Origin of the sequence: Exilibacterium tricleocarpae, assembly GCF_007004655.1 — a bacterium.
In the GTDB taxonomy this organism is placed as follows: Bacteria; Pseudomonadota; Gammaproteobacteria; order Pseudomonadales; family Cellvibrionaceae; genus Exilibacterium; species Exilibacterium tricleocarpae.
Map to the genome: position 1 here is coordinate 168,838 of NZ_ML660096.1, position 17,293 is coordinate 186,130.

The following is a 17,293-nucleotide window of genomic DNA, read 5'->3' on the forward strand; positions in this document are numbered from 1 at the left end:
GTCAACCGATGAACAATCACCCGAGACACTTAACCGGCCCGGCAACGGCCCTGCTACTGTGGGTGGTGGCAGCTGCCTGCGGTGCCCAGACCGGCGGCCAGATCTGCGCAAAGTGGGGCACACTCAGCGTCGCCGGCGGCGAATATACGCTGCAGAACAATATCTGGGGCGCCGACACCGCCCAGTGCATCAGTCCGGTCGGCACCACCGGTTTTAAAATCGACAGCGCCAACCACAGCAACTTCGGCGGCCTGCCCGCGGCCTACCCCTCCATCTTCAAAGGCTGCCACTGGGAGGACTGTACCCCGGACAGCGGCATGCCGGTGCGGGTCAGCGACGTCAACGACGCCATGTTGAGCTGGAGTTTCAATACCATCAGCGGCGATACCTGGAATGCGACCGCCGAGGCCTGGTTCAAAACCAACGCCATTCCGGGCCCTCCCGACGGCGCCGAGTTGATGTTGTGGCTGGACCATAACGGCGGCGTGCAACCGGGCGGCTCGTTTACCGGCACGGTGTCCCTGGCGGGCGCCACCTGGGAGGTCTGGTTTACCGACAGCCCCGGCTGGAACTTCGTCACCTACCGGCGCCAGGTCCCTGCGAGTTCCGCCGCCCTCGATCTCAAACCTTTTATCGACGATGCCCGGGCGCGGGGTTATATCGACCCGAACTGGTATCTGATGGATATGGAAGCCGGCTTCGAAGTCTGGCAGGGCGGCGCCGGCCTGCAACTCAACGCTTTTTCCTTTGCGGTCAACTCAGAGCCACCGACCGGCAACCGACCGCCCCAGGCCGCCATCAGCGCCACCCCAGGCGCCGGTGCCGCACCTTTGGCTGTCAGCTTCAGCGCCGCCGCCTCCCGCGATCCGGATGGTGATCCGCTCACTTACAGCTGGGATTTCGGCGACGGCAACGGCGCCACCGGGGTCACGGCCAGCCACACTTATACGACACCGGGCAGCTACAGTGCCAGCGTCAGTGTCAGCGACGGCGAGGCGGCTGCGGTGGCCACCACCACTGTCGAGGTGGCGGGCAGCGGTGGTGTCAGTTGTGAATATATTCTGTTGAACGAGTGGAACACCGGCTTTACCGCCAGTATCCGCCTGACCAACAACGGTGCCACCACCGTCAACGGCTGGTCTGTCGGCTGGACCTACACGGACGGCTCCAGTATCGGCAATCTGTGGAACGCGAGCCTGGCTGGCAATAATCCCTATACGGCGACACCCGTGAGCTGGAACAGCACGGTCAATCCGGGCCAGACCGTGGAATTCGGTTTCAACGGCAACAAGGGGACAACCAATGCGCCGGCACCCCAGCCTGCCGTGACCGGCAACCTCTGTGACTGAGTGACCGGGGTGGCACTGACTTTAGTTATATGCGGTTAGTGCCACCCGGCACGGGCCGCGCCGGTGCAGGGTATTTTTAAGCCTTCCGGTAGCGGGACCTCGACGATCCGGCACTGCTTGCTGCTACACCCCCCTGCTGGTACGAGGTTCCAGTGTGGGGCTGAAAAACACCCTGCACCGACACGTCCCTGGTTGGGCAGATCACTGCAAATTGAAAGGTATCCAGTGGCACTGCACCAGGTTTGCGTCGGGGGTGACTGTGTTAGGCCCCACTCTCGAATTACATGCCAAAAGCGGGGTGTAGTAGCAAGCAGTTCCAGACCGCAGAGGTCCCGTTATTGGAAGGTCTAACACAGTCACCCCCGGCGTGAACCGGCCCGGATGGCACAACGTCTGCAACAGCCCCCAAAGAAACACGCTAGAGAGCAAAAAACACCGCAGACCGTATCCCTCTGCAAAACACTGGCAAAACCGCATCCGCTAAGTTGCCGGATATACATAACTCGACTGTATACCCAGCGGCAACCCGAGCCCCCAGTAAATCAGCAGGAATACCGTCCAGGCCAGTAATATGGCAATGGAGTAAGGCAGCATCAAGGATACTACCGTACCTATACCAGTCCCCTTCACATAGCGCTGGCAGTAAACCACCACCAGCGGGAAGTAAGGCATCAGCGGGGTCACCACATTGGAGGCCGAATCCCCCAGCCGGTAGGCGGCCTGGGTCAGGTCCGGCGAGATGTTCAACTGCATCAGCATGGGGACGAAAATCGGTCCGAGCAGGGCCCATTTGGCGGACGCCGAGCCGACAAACAGGTTGACGAAGGCGGTCAGAAAAATCAGCCCGACGATGGTCACCATACTCGGCAGCGCCCAGTCCCGTAGCACTTGTGCGCCTTCGATCGCCAGCAGCGCGCCCAGGTTCGACTTGCCGAAAGCGTCGATAAACAGCGAGCAGAAAAACGCCATCACCACGTAGTAACTCATGCCCTGCATGGCCTTGGTCATGGAATCGATCACGTCCTTGCTGGTTTTGAAGGTGCCGGCCATATAGCCGTAAACCACGCCGGGCAGCACAAACAGCAGGAAGATCAGCGGCACGATGGAGCGCATCACCGGCGCGGAAAAAGACGCGAGCTGACCGTCGGGCGCGCGCAACGGCGAAGTCTCCGGCAGTAATATCAGCACCAGCGCGACTATGCCCGCCAGCATCACCGCCACCGATACCCGCAGCGCCTTGCGCTCTTTATCGCCGAGATCGTCAAACTTGGGGATAGCGTCAGGATCACCGTCGACAACGGTTTGCTGCAGGCGCGGCTCGATGATCTTATCGGTCAGGTACCAGCCCAGCAGGATGATCAAAATGCTCGATGCCGAGGTAAACGCCCAGTTATTCAGCGGGTTGACCTGGATGTCCGGGTCGATGATCTGCGCCGCACTCTGGGTAAAACTCTGCAACAGCGGATCGATCGCCGAGGGCACAAAGTTAGCACTGAAGCCGCCGCTGACGCCGGCGAACGCCGCCGCTATCCCGGCCAGGGGATGGCGGCCCATTGCATAAAAAATAACCCCGGCGAGGGGAATCACCAACACATAGCCGGCATCCGTCGCGGTGTGACTGACGATCGCCACCAGGATGATCGACGGTGTCAACAGCGACTTGGGAGTTGCGTCGAGCATGCGTTTGATGGCAGCATTGATAAAACCCGAGTGCTCGGCAACCCCGACCCCCAACATCGCCACCAGCACCACCCCAAGCGGCGCGAAGCTGGTAAATATGGTAACCATGCGGGAGAGGAAATCGGCCAGATTGGCGCCGGTGAGCAGGTTATTGACCACCACCGGTTGCGCGGTGCGGGGGTCAATGGCATCGAAACTGAAATTGGACAGCAGGGCCGAGAGCACCCAGACAGCGACCAGACTAATAAGAAATATGACGGCGGGATCAGGCAGTTTATTGCCAACTACTTCTATCTTATCGAGGGCTCGGGTTGCCCAACTGTTTCCATCATTCATTAGATGACGTCCTGTGTTTTTTATGGTTTGCAGCCTCAGCGCCCGATAATGCCATAGGCTGTGGGAATAGAAAACCGGATGTAACGGCTATGACTTGCAGGGCGTCACCGCAACCTGATAGATTGCTGCCCGTTAATATAAACAGTTGCCCTTTAATATAAACGGCTGCCCTTATACTGTGAACGGCGGCCTTTTACTGTAAATTGCCGCTTTTTAATAATGACAGACAAATCCAAGCAGGGAGAGAGCCATGAAGAAAACTGTAGCCTACGCCGCGTTGCTATTGATCGCAGCCGGCCTGATCGGACCCAAGTTTATCGGCGCCAGCGCCAAGGAGCGGGTCGATACCTATGTCGAAGCCCTCAACAGCAACACAGTTTACAAGGCGAGTTGGAAAGAATACCGAAGCGGCTGGTTCGAGTCCGGCGGCACCTTGCAATTCGAGCTTAATATGCCGGCGCTTGCCGCCGCCCCGGACGCTGATGCAACTGCCGAGATCGATCCCGTCGCCTTCGGCTTCGATGCCGAGGTGACGATGCAACACGGCCCGGTGTTGACCCGCGAGGGTTTCGCCCTGGGTCTGGTCAACTGGCAGCTCGACCTGGTACAACCCCAGGGCCTGGAGGGTATGGTGCAGTGGGATGAATCCCTGCCATTGTACAGCGCCGCCGGCCAGGCGGGCCTGTTTGGCGATATGCGCTTTAGTGAACAAATTCCGGCGCTAAAACTGCAAATCGATGCCGGGGCGCCGCAATTCGACTTTAGCGGTTATACCTCCGGCGGCACCCTCAGCGGCGGGCAGGTCGAATACCGGGGCAGCTCCCGGGGTATGAGCACGGCCGGTCCTGAGGGCGGCATGGAGATGGGCGCTATCGACGTTGATTTTACCGCGCAGTATGACGGTGACCTGGTCGATCTGATGGCCGGCGCCCTTTACGATATGCAGGGGTCCGTCAAGCTGGCCTCTATCAAGGCCGCCGGCGACGAGCCCGTTTTCGATCTGCAAAACCTGGTGATGGATATCGACTCCATCCTCAGCGACAACGGCGACCTGGCCGATATCAAGCTCGGCTACGCCGCTGCCAGGGTCACCGCCGGCGATACGCGGGTGACCGATGCCGGCGTCGATATCATCGTCGAAAACTACAGTGCCGAATTCAACAAGCGCTACACCAAGCTGCTGGCAGACTCCACCGGCAACACCGACGTCGAGCAGATACAGGCACAGATGCAGACCTTCATGCAACAGGACCTGCTCCTGTTGTTGCGGGAAAACCCCGAACTGAAGTTGGAAAACCTGCGTTTCTCCCTGCCCGAAGGCGAGTTCAAGGGCCGGGCGCAGATCAAACTCGACGGCATCACCGAGCTGCCGGCCGACCCCAACGATCCGGAATTTTGGCTGCAACATATTGTGATGTCGGCCAACCTGGCTGCCGACAATGCGCTTGCCGAGCGCATTGCCGTCCAATTTGCGCAGATGCAACTGAGCAATAACGCCCCGCCGGAGACAACGCCCGAACAGCTTGCCGAGGCCGCGCAGCAACAGGGGCCGATGATGCTGGGGATGTTCGGTCAACAGGGCATACTGGTGCAGCAAGAGGGCCAATACCGCTTTGACTTTTCCTACAACAAAGGCGAGAGCGTGTTGAACGGCAACCCGATCGATCTGCCGATCGGCGCCATACTCAGCGCCAAATAAGGCTGCCGGCGTAGTTCGAGCCGAGATCGATTTGCGGGGATGCCTCTTTCGGTTTCGGTGGCACCTCTTCCAGCGGCACGATGCGGGGACAGGTTTTACCTGTCCCCTTCGAGAGGGTCCACTCCCCTGTGCTAATAGCACCCCTCACCGTGCCGGCTTAAGCCGGTTAGAACAAATAACTGAGACCAGTGGTGATCTGGGTATTGTGGGTGAACTTATCGTCCCCGATCAAATTCGTCTTATAGATGTAATCCCGGTAGTCGACCCGCAGCAATAGATCACGGGTCAAAGCCAACTGGTAGCCGACCCCCACAGTGTAGGTAAAACTGCCCTCGCCACCAAAATCCGTATCACCAATCCCGGCCACCACATAGAGCGATGACAGCATGGCGTTAGCTTCGGAAAAAAACTGCTCGGCCTGCAGCACATTGTAACCCACCAGAAAATCAAAGTGCCGAAACGTCCTGTCGTCGCCGGAGAATATTTTCCCCTGACTTTCTTCAAACGACGACAGCGAGGAATCCGCCTGCAGATAATTCAACTGCATAAAGAAATTTTCATCCGTGTTGAAGGTGGCATTGACGCCGAACACCCACTCGCTGCCGAAATCCTCGATATTCAGCACACCGGTAAACACGCCGACATCAAAGTATTCAGTATCTATGCGATCGGCCCCGGTGCCGGGCGCAGGCTGCCCGTCCGTATCGGCCAACACGGCCGCACCCTGACCGAGAAACCCGGCCAGCGCGGCACCCTTTGCTACTAAAAAAATGCGTTGAAACCAAGATTCCATCGGTCAAGTCTCTCGTCGTCGTCTTCGCCAGAAATGGTATAGCTCTGGTACCCTGTACGCACTACAAAGTTTCGGCCTATGTAGTAGTTGACGGATAAACCAAGGCTGTAAAAACTCTCGTCTTCGAACTCCAGTGGGGTAAGCTCCGGTTGCGATTCTATTTCGATCGAGCCACCACCCACTACCAGTGCCGGCGACAGTTTCCAGTGAGAAAAAGGCTCCACCAGCACATTCAGATTGTAGTAATCGCCCCTGATTTCATTGTCGTAGAGCTTGCCGCTCTCCACTTCCACGCCCAGCCAACTCAACGGCCGATAGCCGAGCGTAAAGCTGAACGTGTCCATTCCCTTGATCTCGTCGCTGGAAAGCTGGCCGGCGTTGAACCCGGCCCGCCAACTGTTTTTGAGATAGTCGCCATAACTCACCGACGGCAGATCGACCGGCTCACCGGTCGGTAGCAGCGTGCGGGCAACCTGGTCGGCGCGGGCCCAGCCTTTGCGCCCGTCGGCCGTGCTTATCTCATACCAGCCGGTTCTGCGGGTGATAACCTGAATGGTTTCACCCTGCTCCACCGTATAGAAAACCGGATAACCTCTGCCCGGTCCGGTGTGCATCTCGACAAAAGGGTCAATCACCTCCAGTTGCAATGGCGACTGGTCCGGTGCCCCGGCGGCCACCAGATCGATCTGGCAGGCCCAGGCGGCGAGCAATGCGCCGGTCATTTTCATAAACCGCATAACAGTGTTACCTATTGAGTCCAATGTTTCTGCCAACTATCGTTTCTGCTAACTACAGTTTCCGTCAACTACCGTCGTGCTCCGTTCAAAAGAACACAGTGAAGCCGACCCCAAATTCGACATTCTGTGTGGTCTTCTCGTCTGCTAAAAACTCTCTGTCAAAGATGTGATTGCGCAGGTCGATATTCCAGGTTAGCCAGTCGGTAACAATAATTTTATAGGTAGTCCCCAATACAATTCCCGTATTGCTCTCACCGGCAAACTCTACATCCTCCACACCGGCTATCAGGTACAGCCTGGAATTAAACTTGTTTCTCGCACCGAAAAACGAACGACCGTAAAACAGCCGATAACCCAGTGAAGCCGAAGTGTAGGTAAACTCCTTATCACTTTCGCTCAGGAAATCGGCGCCCAGGGCCTCCTCGAAGGCCGCGCGACCGACATCGGACTGTCCGTAGCCAACTTGCGCCATAAAACGCGGATTGATGTGATAGCCGACCGTAAAACCCATTACCGGACTGTTGCCGAAATCCTCGACCGACAGAGTGCCCCCAAACACACCCAGTTCAAAGCGTTCCGTATCGATTTCAGCAAACTCCGCTTTTTTTACTTCCTTGTCCGGCTGTATGATCGTGACAGTCGAGCTGTTGTCCTGCGTGTCTTGCCCATACACGGGACCGGATAGCAGGCTCCCTGTTCCCACCAGCAACGCCGGCAGTATCTTCAAGACTCTCAACATATTTCTTACCATGATTACTCTCTTATTCCACAGATCGCCGACTGCGGCAGGTTACAGGACAGTGTCCGCTACGGATTTTTGAGACTTTTTTCAAATTCCTTTTGAGACTTTCAGCAGGACTTCAATAACATCGACAAGTTCTAAAAAACCGTTTCCGATATTACCTGGCGTTCCAGAAAATGCCGTGACCCAAGGGTTAAAGCCGGGCTAACTCTATCGCCGTTAAATAGGGGCCTCCATAAAAAAAACCAGGTCCTGTGACAAAGTTCCGAATTTTCGCGGCCGGTGCCGCCGGTTATGTGACGAACATTGTTTTTTTCGTCAATACAACTATTGGCCTAGAACGCATGTGTTATAAGATCCTTACGGCTTGCATTTCAAGGGATGTGGTTGACTCCACAAGTGGCGTGCAGAAGGGCATAGAGACCAAGAGGAAATAGATGTCGCTGTTTCCTCGACTCAGAATCTGCACTTATCTACGGGAAAGAGAACAGACAGGCAAAGTCAGCAGCCGCGAATACAGACCGGAACGCTCATTCGACACCAAAACAGAGGCGTTGTCCGGACGAATCAATAAAAGTTTTCATTAGTTGATGCTGTCACACTATGCGAGAAAAGACTGCTTTATTACTTTGCACGGCTTTGCTGTCCACCGCCTTGACGCTATCGGGTCTCTCCACGCCCGCCCGGGGAGCAGCTAAAGAAAGCAGCGCCGGTCCGGTCGGCGGAGTGGTTGAAGAGCGGGCGCTGTCGACGCTCAAAGGCATATCCAGCGGGCTGCAGACACTGAAAGGCGATGTCGTCACCCTGAATAAAGAGCTGCGGGTGATGGAGGAAAAGTTGCTGTTTCCCTCCAACACCAAGTACTCGGTTTTCGTATCGCTGAGTTCCGGACTCTTCTTTACCCTCGAGAGCGTCAAGTTAAAGCTCGATGGCAAATTGGTCGCCACGCACATCTACTCCGAAAGCCAGCGTCAGGCGCTGGCTCGCGGCGGCATTCAAAAACTGTATGTCACCAGCCTTAACGAAGGGCGTCATACGGCAACAGCATTCTTTACCGGACTCGGCCCCAACGGCCGCGCCTACAAACTCGCCGAAACGCTGGAGTTTGAAAAGGGGCCCGCCGGGGAATACCTGGAACTGGCAATCGGCGATGACGGCGCGGCACAGGAACCTGTGGTTCGCCTGAAGCAATGGTAACAGCAGATGATAAGTATTCTCACATTACGACGCATTGCGGGCCTGCTCCTGCCGTTGCCCATCTGTATCAGTGCAGTCGCCAATACCTTCGAGTACAACGTCAGCTCCCGCGCGGATCTCGAGTGGGGCAATGTGCTGTTCGACTACTACCAGCAGGACTACTTTTCAGCGCTGATCGAATACGAGTACGCCCACGCCATCGACAACCCGCTGGCACACAGCAAATCGGGGCGCCTGCTGCAGGGGGGGATGCTGCTGTCCTACGGCATTCCCGATGACTCCCACGATATCTTTCAATCGCTGCTGAACGAAAACACCGACACCCCGGTGCGCAACGCGGCCTGGTATTACCTCGCCAACCTGCTCTACCACAAGTCGGATATCACGAAAGCCTACGAGGCGCTGCAGAAAATAAGCGGCGAGATTCCCAAAGAGCTGCATACTGAGTACCACTACCTGGCCACCCTGATCAAAAACAGCGGCGAGCACCTTCCCGGTACGGAGAAAATCCTCAGCACACTACCGAAAAACAATCCCCACTATGCGTACGTGCTGTTCAACTATGCCATCAGCCAGCTACAGGTAGGCAACGGCGAGGATGCGGTTATCAACCTGGAGCGAGTCGCCGGCCTTTCCAATTCCAGCCCGGAACTGGCCAACCTCGGCGACCGCGCCCGCCACGGTCTCTCTCAGCTCGCGCTCAAGCAAGGCAATCTGCCGGCCGCCTGGTCCCACCTGCAGAGCATCCGCACCACCGGACTTTACTCCAACCGGGGACTACTGACTTATGCCTGGACCGCCATTAAGCTCAAACAGTTCAACGATGCCATCGCGGCCCTGCAGATCCTCAACGACAGATCCATTGCGATTCCCGAAGTCCAGGAGGCCAAGGTACTCCTGGCCCACCTCTACGAACAGGAAGGCTCGCCCCGCAAGGCGCTGAAAAGCAACCTGCTGGCCATCGAGGCCTTTGACGAGGGACTGGCGGCCGTGACCGAGGCGCGGCGGATCATCGGGCTGCAAGACGTACCGAAAGAATTCATTTCCAACTTCGACGTCATCGTCGGCCAGTCCGACTGGTATGCCATAGAGCCGACGGTGGACTACCAGAAGCTGACGCCGTTTGTTATCGATCTGACCGCCAGCCACGCCTTTTCCGAGACGCTGAAAGAACTGTCTGATCTCTACACCATACAAAAGAATCTACAGTACTGGGACTTGCAATCCACCGAACATCGGTTGATTCTGGATAACGCCTCGAGAAAACGTCTTTACGACGATCAACAGGCCCTGATAGCGCAAAGAGACAAACTCAAAACCGCCCTGCAAAATCAAAAATCCGACTTAAAGCTGTTCTCCCTGACGCTCGAAGAGGACGATCAGGAAAAACTCACAGCCCTGATCGACTCTATCGAGAGCGAACTGACCCAGTTGAACAGTCGCGTCGAACAACTAAAAAAGATCAAGCGGCCCTACCAGCAGCCCGCCAGCTACAAAACCATGGTCGCCGGCAACCACCGGCATATTAAAAACAAGTTGAAAGAAACCAAAAAGTATATCGAAACCCTGGAACCCGTTATGCGCAACCTGGTGAATTCGGAATTGGACCGTCACGAAGAACGAATGCAGTACTACCTGGCCCAGTCGCGGCTGGCCAAAGCCCGCCTCTACGACACCACCTTGATGACGCTGGATAAAGCCAGGTCGAACAAGGCACCGGGCGAGGAGCAGTAGTCATGAAACGGTCGATCGTACTGAGCAGCCTGACCCTGACCCTCTACGCCTGCAGCTTCGGCGACACCCGCACCCTGGGCGATCTGCAATACAAACCTGAAAAGGAAAAGCAGATCGAGTTCGAGCGGCTGAGCCACCAGGAGGTGCGGGAGGAATACCAGGAACTGCTGGGGCTGTTCAAAGATGAGGAAGTCAAAGAGCAGATTGAACGGCGTATCGCCGATGTCTATATGATTGAAGGCGGCCGCAAGCAGGTCGCGCAGCAGGAAACCAAGAGCTACTATGTCGAGGCCATTAAAGGCTATCACGATATCCTGAAAAAATACCCCAACTCCCCCGACAACGCCGATGTGCTCTACCAGTTGGCGCGGGCCTACGAACTGGACGGCCACCAGGACAAGGCGTTGGAGATGCTGTTACAACTGACCACCCGGCACCCGAACTATAAAAACAACGCCGAGGCCCACTTCCGTATGGGTGATATCTATTTCAACCAGCAGGCCTATCGCAAGGCGCAAAAAGAGTATCTCACCGTAGCGCGCATGCCAGACCCCAAGTTGCATACTTACGCGCACTATATGTTGGGCTGGACCTACTACAAACAACTGAACTTCACCGCCAGTCTCAATGCCTTTGCACTGGTTCTGAATCAGTTGCTCGACGGCACTGCCGAGGCGCCCGCGGAGCTGGACAACGCCCAGGCCTCACTGGTCAACGACACCATCCACTCCATGAGTCTGGGTCTGGCGAAAAACGGCGGCGCCCAAGCGCTTGAAAAAATCGCCTCACTGCAGGGCAAACCCTATCTCTGGCGCATATACGACGACCTCGGTGACTACTTTCTGGAAAAAGAACGCTTCGAGGATTCGGCGGAAACCTTTCGCCACTACGTACAGCGCTACAACTTTTCCGCCCAGGCGCCGGATATGCACGGCAAGCTGATCGAAACCTACGTCAAAGGCGGATTCCCCCTGCAGGCGCTGAAGGAAAAAGAGGTTTACGTCGACTACTACGGCATCGACTCCAACTACGCCTCGGTCAATAACGGCGTACCTGACCGCGTTAAAAAAGCCCTGAAAATCTACTTTGACGAGTTGGCCGAGCACTACCACGGCAAGGCCCAGGTCACCCTGAAGCTGTACGAAAAGACCAGCCAGCAGAAAAACCGCAAGATGTCGGATAAAAAACTGGCCGCCATGAAAGCGGACTTCGTCACCTCGTTCCAGCGGGCGGCGCACTTCTACAGCCAGTATATCGCCACCTTCCCGCGCGACGCCCGCGTTCCCGAAATGACGTTCCTGAAAGCCGAGGCCTATCTGTCGGCCGGCCAGCACCCCCAGGCCATCGAGGAATTCGAGCGGGTTGCCTATCAACTGGACGACTTCAAGGATGCCCAGTACCGAGCCCGCGCCGGCTACGCCGCTATCGCCTCCTACCAGGACCATATCGACGGCCTGGGTCTACAACAACAAGACCAGAGCGAAAACCGCAAGAGCTGGCAGGCCAAAGCGGTGGAGAGCATGCTGCGCTTTGCCGAGGTGTTCCACACGGACAAACGCTCCCCCTCAGTGCTCACCAATGCGGCCGAATATCTGTTTGGCCTGGAGCAGTACCAGCGCGCGGTAGACGTATCGCAGAAACTGATCGACAACAATCCCGATCTCGACCGCGAACTCAAAAAGACCGCCTACGGTATTGTTGCCCACTCCTACTACAAGTTGGAGCAGTTCCAGTTGGCGGAAGTCAACTACACCCGCCAGCGCAACCTGATCGGTAAACAGTCGGAAGAATACAAGCAGGTTTCCGAACGTTTGGCCAATGCCATCTACAGGAATTCCGAAACACTGGTGGCCGCTGACGACAAAGACCAGGCCATTACCGAGCTGTTGAAAATCAAGGCGCTGACCCCGGGCTCCAAGGTGCGCGTGGCCGCCCAGTACAACGCCGCGACCCTGCTGCTGGCCACCGAGCAGTGGGATCGGGCGGTCGACGAGTTGCGGCAACTGGCAGGCCAATACCCGCAGCACGAACTGGCCTTCGAATTTCCCCGCAAGCTGGCGCTGGCCTACGAGAAGCGCCAATCCTGGAAATCCGCCGGCGATACCTACCTGGCCCTGAGCAAAAAAGACAAAGACCCCGAAGTGCGCCGCAACGCCCTGTTCCTTGCCGCGGAGATGTACGAGAAAAACAAAAGCTATGACATCTCGATAGAGCTGTTCAAGCAATATGCGCGGGCTTATGAGCAGCCCTTCGACGTGCGGATGGAAGCGCGTTATCGCCTGGCGAACCTCTACGAAACCACCGGCGATCCCGCCAAGCAACTGTTTTGGCTGCGCAGAATCATCGACGGCGATCGAACCGGCGGCAAGCAGCGCACCGACAGAAGCCGCTGGCTCGGCGCCTGGGCCAATATCAAGTACGGCGACCACTTCGCCACCGAGTTTCGCCGCAAAAAGCTGACCCGGGCCCTGGCCAAAAGCCTGGCGAAGAAGAACGAGGCGCTGAAAAACGCCGTGGCGCGCTACGAGCAGGCGGCGGACTACGGCCTGTTCGAATTCGTGACCATGTCGAGCTACAAAACTGCGCAGCTGTACCAGCAACTGGCGTTCGCACTGCGCAACGCGCCGCGTCCGAAGGGCCTGTCGGCGGAAGAGCGACAGATCTACACCGAGGTTATCGAAGAGCAGGCCATGCCGCTGGATCAGTTGGCGGTCGACCTGCATATCGGCAACCTGCAGCGCGCGTGGGACGGCGAGTTCGACCAGTGGATCGACAAAAGCTTTGCCGCAATGCGCGTGCTGGCCCCGGCAAGATTCGATAAACAAGAACTGCAAGTGAGCTATGGTGATGAAATTCGTTGAGAATGTCATAGAAAAAGTACTGTTACCGGTGGGCCTGGTGGCGTGTATCGGACTGAGCGGTTGTCTGTCAAATGTCAAAACACCCCAGGTCGAGCTGGCGCTGGACGACGCCAAAGCGGCGCGACTGCTGGACACCACCGGCTATATCCCGCAGCGCAGCACCGACGAGGAGACCGGTCAACTGCTGCCCTACCAACCGGCGCCGAATCCCTACACCGCACTGAAGGGCAGAATTTCCACGAAACACGTGCAGCAATTCGTACAGGCACGCCAGGCCTTGCAGGTGGGCGACCTGGCTCGATCGAAGCAACTGCTGGAGGCCCTGACCAAAGCCGACACCGATCTGTCCGGCCCCTGGGTAATGCTTGGCGATATCGCCGTCCAACAACAGCAACTCGATGAAGCGATAGGTCACTACGCCAAGGCGATCGAGGTCAACGAAGTCAACGTCAATGCCTATCTCAAACTGGCCAAGACCCAGCGGCTGCGCGGCAACTTCGTCCCGGCCCAAAACACCTACGCCAAGGCGCTGTCGGTATGGCCGGACTTTCCCGAGGCGCATCTCAACCTGGCGGTGCTGTACGACATCTACCTGAACAAACCGCTGCCGGCCCAGCGCCATATGGAATCCTACCAGTTCCTGACCGGCGGCAGGGACAAGGCGCGGGCGCAGTGGCTGGCGGAGCTGCAGCAGCGCACCGGCCAGGCCATCGAATTAGAGGCGGGCGTCACCCAGGCCGTCTCCACAACCTCGAGCCGGATATAGGGGATGACTATGCGTATTGCAACAATTCTGGTGACAGTGAGCGCGGCGGCGGGTTTGCACCTGCCGGTCCAGGCGCAGGAAGAGCCGCTGATCAAACTGGAGTCCAACTTTATCGGCGACAAGGAGCAACCCTCGGTGAGCTATTTCATTCCCTGGAAAGAGATAGGCACACCGGACAAGTTGCTGTGGAATATCGATTCAAAGTACGACAAAACACTGAACTTGGTAGACCGGCAAGTGCTGCTCCGGGCAACCGGTATGTACGACGAGATGAATCTCGAATCGGGCTTAACATTGGCTGAAGATAAATAATGAGGTGGTAAAAATGGACGGATCATACAGCTCCATCGTCAAGTTTTTTCAAGAGGGAGGGATGTTTATCTATCCCATCTCGATTGTGTTCGTGCTGGGCTTACTGATCAGCATCGAGCGCTGGTTGTTCCTGTCGCGGGAAAAAATACGTAACGTCAAGGCGTTCGACAGCTTTCTGCCGCTGTTGCGCACCACCGATATGGAGAAAATGCAGCTGTACACCCGCGAAAGCGGCGCGCCGATCACCCGGGTGATCGGTTGTGGTCTGGACATGATGAAAGTCACCAAACACCGCGCCGATATCGAGCACTCCATGCACGAGGGTATGCTTGAAACCATGCCGCGCCTTGAAACCCGCACCAACTACCTGTCGGTGCTGGCCAATATCGCCACCCTGCTGGGCCTGCTCGGCACCATTATCGGTTTGATCGGCGCCTTCACCGCGGTGGCCAGTGCCGACCCCGCCGAGAAATCGACGCTGTTGTCGCAATCGATATCGGTGGCGATGAACACCACTGCCTTCGGCCTGATGGCAGCAATTCCCCTGCTGGTGTTCCACGCCCTGCTGCAAAACAAGACCTCCCGGATCGTCAGCAGTATCGAAATGGCGGCCGTGAAGTTCCTGAACATCATGACCTACAATCGGCAGATTTACGCCGGTGCCGGCGCTCCGGCGGAGCAAGCGGTGCCGAGCGAAGCGCAAACGGATAACAATGGTTGATCCATGAACACCAAGTTTAGAAAGAACAGCGACGAAGAAGCCGAACTCGACGTCACGCCGTTTATGAACCTGATGATTGTGCTGGTGCCGGTCATGTTAATCACCATGACCTTTACCCAAATCACCGTGCACGAAATCAAGTTGCCGGACTTGACCCAGAGTGAATCCAGTGCCGAGGAAAACCCGCCGAAACTAGAGGTGTTGTTGTCCACTGAGGGTATCAAGGTCTTCTACCCGAGCAACGTCCAGATCAGCGATATCCCGCTGCGCGACGCCGGCGAGGGCCAGGCGTACGATTTCGAGCAGCTCTCGCTGGTGCTGCAGGAAGTTAAAAACCAACTGGGCGACAAACGGGACCTGTTGCTGCTGTCGGAAAAAGATGTCGACTACCAGAGCCTCGTATTTGCCATGGACGCCGTGAAGTCCTACCAGGCCGTAGTGGCAGCGAGTGTGGTGGAAGTCGAGCTGTTTCCCGAGGTCTCTCTAGCTGACGCGAGTGTTAAATGACATGATTCCTAACAGCATAAATACACCCGTACTAAGCGCCACCGAGGTCAAAAAGCCCAAGTTTGCCCCCAAACTCAACCTGGTGGCATTGATGGATATTTTCACCATCCTGGTTTTTTTCCTGCTGCTGAATACGGGCGACGCCGACCGGCTGCAAAACGCCAAGTTCGTCAGCCTGCCCGACTCCAGTTCAGCATCGGTTCCCCACGTGGAGGCGACCATCGTGATCGACGCGGAGGAAGTGTGGCTCAACGACGAGTTGGTCGTCACGGTGGCCGATATTGGCACAGACAGTAAATCCATCGAACCGCTCGCCGAGGCGCTGCAGTCCTACATCGCCAAACGGGGGGAACCGACCAACTACGAAAAGGTCAACGGCCTTGCCGTTACCATCATGGGCGACAAGTCAGTGCCCTTCTCACTGCTTGAACGAGTGATGAAGACCTGCAGCACAGAGAATTTTCGAGATATATCGCTGGCCGTGAATCGCGTCGTTGCCAGACAGATCGCAGCACAGCCGGCGAACGCCGAACCATTGGTGTCCCTGTCCAAAAGCGGCGCGGGAAGCCTGGGAGATAGGTAAGATGTCAGCCATAGCCATACAACCTCTATCGCCGGATCTGGCGCTGCCGTGGAGCCCGGATGAGCGACAGGAGCAGGCCTTTAAGCGGTGGACCAAAAACACGTTTATCGCGCTGCTGCTGATTTTCATCATCGTGCCCTTTTTACCGGTTTTTGAAGCCGAGTATGTGCCGCCGGAGCGGGAGATCATCAAAACCAAGGTGGTGCTGGAGCCGATCGAGGCACCGCCGCCACCGCCACCGAAGCCAAAACCCAAACCGAAAGTGCAACCGAAGCCCAAGCCCAAACCCAAGGCGACCAAACCCAAGCCGACTCAGGAGCGGGTCGCCAGCAAGCCGGCCAGTAAGCCGGTCGATACCCGCACCGCGCTGCGCGAGTCGACCGGCCTGTCGCAGGTATCGGCGGAGCTCAATGCACTGCGCGGCGCCCTCAATGTGGCCGGCATGAAAAAGAAGAAGGTTACCAATAAAGGCCAGGGCGTAGTGGCGACGGTCAATCGCAATATATTGGGAGAAAATCGTGCAACCGAGGCCAGCTTTGGCAACGACATCGACGATGCCACCATGAAGAGTTCAGCGGTGCGCCTGGCGTCTCACGAGACCACGAATGTCGAGGGCGCCGCCGGTTTGGCCGGCGCGTCCACCGGCGTGCAGTCCCACGGCACCTTTAAGGCCGGGCAGCGCGATATGGAGAGCATTCGCCGTATCTTCGAGGCGAAAAAAGGTGCGGTGTATACCCTGTACAACGAGGCTCTCAGCGACTATCCGGAGCTACACGGCAAATTTATTTTCAAGCTCATTATCCAGTCCGACGGCCATGTCACCGACCTGGCCCTGGTCTCCAGCGAACTGAGCATGCCCGAACTGGAGCGCAAAATACTGGGCCGGATCGCGAAGATAAACTTTGGCCCTGCCGATGTTGTAGCAACCTCGGTGGAGTATAAGTTTGTCTTTTTTCCGAGTTAGCACGGGTATTGCCGATATGCCGGACCGGCCAGCCTATTTGTGAATTCAGGTAATGAGGTAGGTTGCGGTTGACGGCTTGAATGGCTGGTTGGGTGAAACCCTCCGGCAGAAGGCAGAGCAGAATGGCACTCGCTGTGGATACCCACTTCTGGCACTTAGCGAGGGCGTGCTAATTGATTCTAAGGGGTCGGAGTGCTTGAATTTTGACCAGGAAAGGCCTGGTCAAAATTCAAGCACTCCGCCCCCTTAGAATCGAAAGCCCCAGCCTGAGGCAGACCTACCCTCGGTATTTTTAATCAATAGCGGTAAAGA

General features: G+C 56.8%; 15 protein-coding genes. 11 read left to right on the forward strand and 4 right to left on the reverse strand.

Annotated features, from left to right (window positions below; all coding sequences use genetic code 11):
- The first annotated feature begins 8 nt into the window (after positions 1-8).
- Entirely contained in the window at positions 9-1,349 is a 1,341-nt protein-coding gene (locus FKG94_RS16480) for a cellulose binding domain-containing protein (protein ID WP_142905425.1), read from the forward strand.
- A 480-nt stretch (positions 1,350-1,829) separates the two neighbouring features.
- Here the strand turns inward: FKG94_RS16480 and FKG94_RS16485 are convergent, their stop codons facing one another.
- Entirely contained in the window at positions 1,830-3,365 is a 1,536-nt protein-coding gene (locus FKG94_RS16485; protein WP_142905426.1) for an AbgT family transporter, read from the reverse strand.
- A 250-nt stretch (positions 3,366-3,615) separates the two neighbouring features.
- Here FKG94_RS16485 and FKG94_RS16490 point away from each other — a divergent pair, with 250 nt between their 5' ends.
- The gene (locus FKG94_RS16490; protein WP_142905427.1) at positions 3,616-5,064 is read left to right on the forward strand and encodes a DUF945 family protein; all 1,449 of its coding nucleotides are present in this window, start codon (positions 3,616-3,618) and stop codon (positions 5,062-5,064) included.
- Positions 5,065-5,230: 166 nt separating this feature from the next.
- Here the strand turns inward: FKG94_RS16490 and FKG94_RS16495 are convergent, their stop codons facing one another.
- The 3 genes from FKG94_RS16495 to FKG94_RS16505 all read right to left on the reverse strand — a co-directional run bounded on the left by FKG94_RS16495 (position 5,231) and on the right by FKG94_RS16505 (position 7,345).
- Complete coding sequence (locus FKG94_RS16495; protein ID WP_142905428.1) at positions 5,231-5,857, reverse strand: outer membrane beta-barrel domain-containing protein; 627 nt, start codon at positions 5,855-5,857, stop codon at positions 5,231-5,233.
- A complete protein-coding gene (locus FKG94_RS16500; protein WP_142905429.1) occupies positions 5,827-6,594 on the reverse strand; it encodes an SH3 domain-containing protein in 768 nt (255 codons plus the stop codon). The genes FKG94_RS16495 and FKG94_RS16500 overlap by 31 nt, the downstream gene beginning before the upstream one ends.
- Before the next feature lie 85 nt (positions 6,595-6,679).
- A complete protein-coding gene (locus tag FKG94_RS16505) occupies positions 6,680-7,345 on the reverse strand; it encodes an outer membrane beta-barrel domain-containing protein (protein ID WP_142905430.1) in 666 nt (221 codons plus the stop codon).
- 594 nt (positions 7,346-7,939) lie between these two features.
- Here FKG94_RS16505 and FKG94_RS16510 point away from each other — a divergent pair.
- Genes FKG94_RS16510 through FKG94_RS16550 form a run of 9 tightly spaced genes read left to right on the forward strand, consistent with a single transcriptional unit; the run spans position 7,940 to position 16,981 of the window.
- The gene (locus FKG94_RS16510) at positions 7,940-8,533 is read left to right on the forward strand and encodes an AraC family transcriptional regulator (RefSeq protein WP_142905431.1); all 594 of its coding nucleotides are present in this window, start codon (positions 7,940-7,942) and stop codon (positions 8,531-8,533) included.
- A gap of 6 nt (positions 8,534-8,539) precedes the next feature.
- A complete protein-coding gene (locus tag FKG94_RS16515) occupies positions 8,540-10,267 on the forward strand; it encodes a tetratricopeptide repeat protein (protein ID WP_142905432.1) in 1,728 nt (575 codons plus the stop codon).
- 2 nt (positions 10,268-10,269) lie between these two features.
- Positions 10,270-13,128, forward strand: a complete 2,859-nt coding sequence (locus FKG94_RS16520) for a tetratricopeptide repeat protein (RefSeq protein ID WP_142905433.1) — start codon at positions 10,270-10,272, stop codon at positions 13,126-13,128.
- Positions 13,115-13,894 (forward strand): tetratricopeptide repeat protein, encoded by a 780-nt coding sequence (locus FKG94_RS16525; protein ID WP_246125208.1) that lies wholly within the window; start codon positions 13,115-13,117, stop codon positions 13,892-13,894. The genes FKG94_RS16520 and FKG94_RS16525 overlap by 14 nt, the downstream gene beginning before the upstream one ends.
- Before the next feature lie 9 nt (positions 13,895-13,903).
- Positions 13,904-14,206 (forward strand): hypothetical protein, encoded by a 303-nt coding sequence (locus FKG94_RS16530; protein ID WP_246125210.1) that lies wholly within the window; start codon positions 13,904-13,906, stop codon positions 14,204-14,206.
- A gap of 13 nt (positions 14,207-14,219) precedes the next feature.
- Positions 14,220-14,927, forward strand: coding sequence for a MotA/TolQ/ExbB proton channel family protein (locus tag FKG94_RS16535; RefSeq protein WP_142905435.1), 708 nt, complete (start codon positions 14,220-14,222; stop codon positions 14,925-14,927).
- Between the two features lie 3 nt (positions 14,928-14,930).
- On the forward strand, positions 14,931-15,434 hold the full coding sequence (locus tag FKG94_RS16540) for an ExbD/TolR family protein (RefSeq protein WP_142905436.1): 504 nt from the start codon (positions 14,931-14,933) through the stop codon (positions 15,432-15,434).
- A gap of 1 nt (position 15,435) precedes the next feature.
- Positions 15,436-16,017 carry an ExbD/TolR family protein gene (locus FKG94_RS16545; protein ID WP_142905437.1) on the forward strand — a complete coding sequence of 194 codons (582 nt, stop codon included), beginning with the start codon at positions 15,436-15,438 and terminating at the stop codon, positions 16,015-16,017.
- Between the two features lies 1 nt (position 16,018).
- Positions 16,019-16,981: an AgmX/PglI C-terminal domain-containing protein gene (locus FKG94_RS16550; protein WP_142905438.1), complete on the forward strand. Its 963-nt coding sequence runs from the start codon at positions 16,019-16,021 to the stop codon at positions 16,979-16,981.
- The last annotated feature ends 312 nt before the right edge of the window (positions 16,982-17,293 follow it).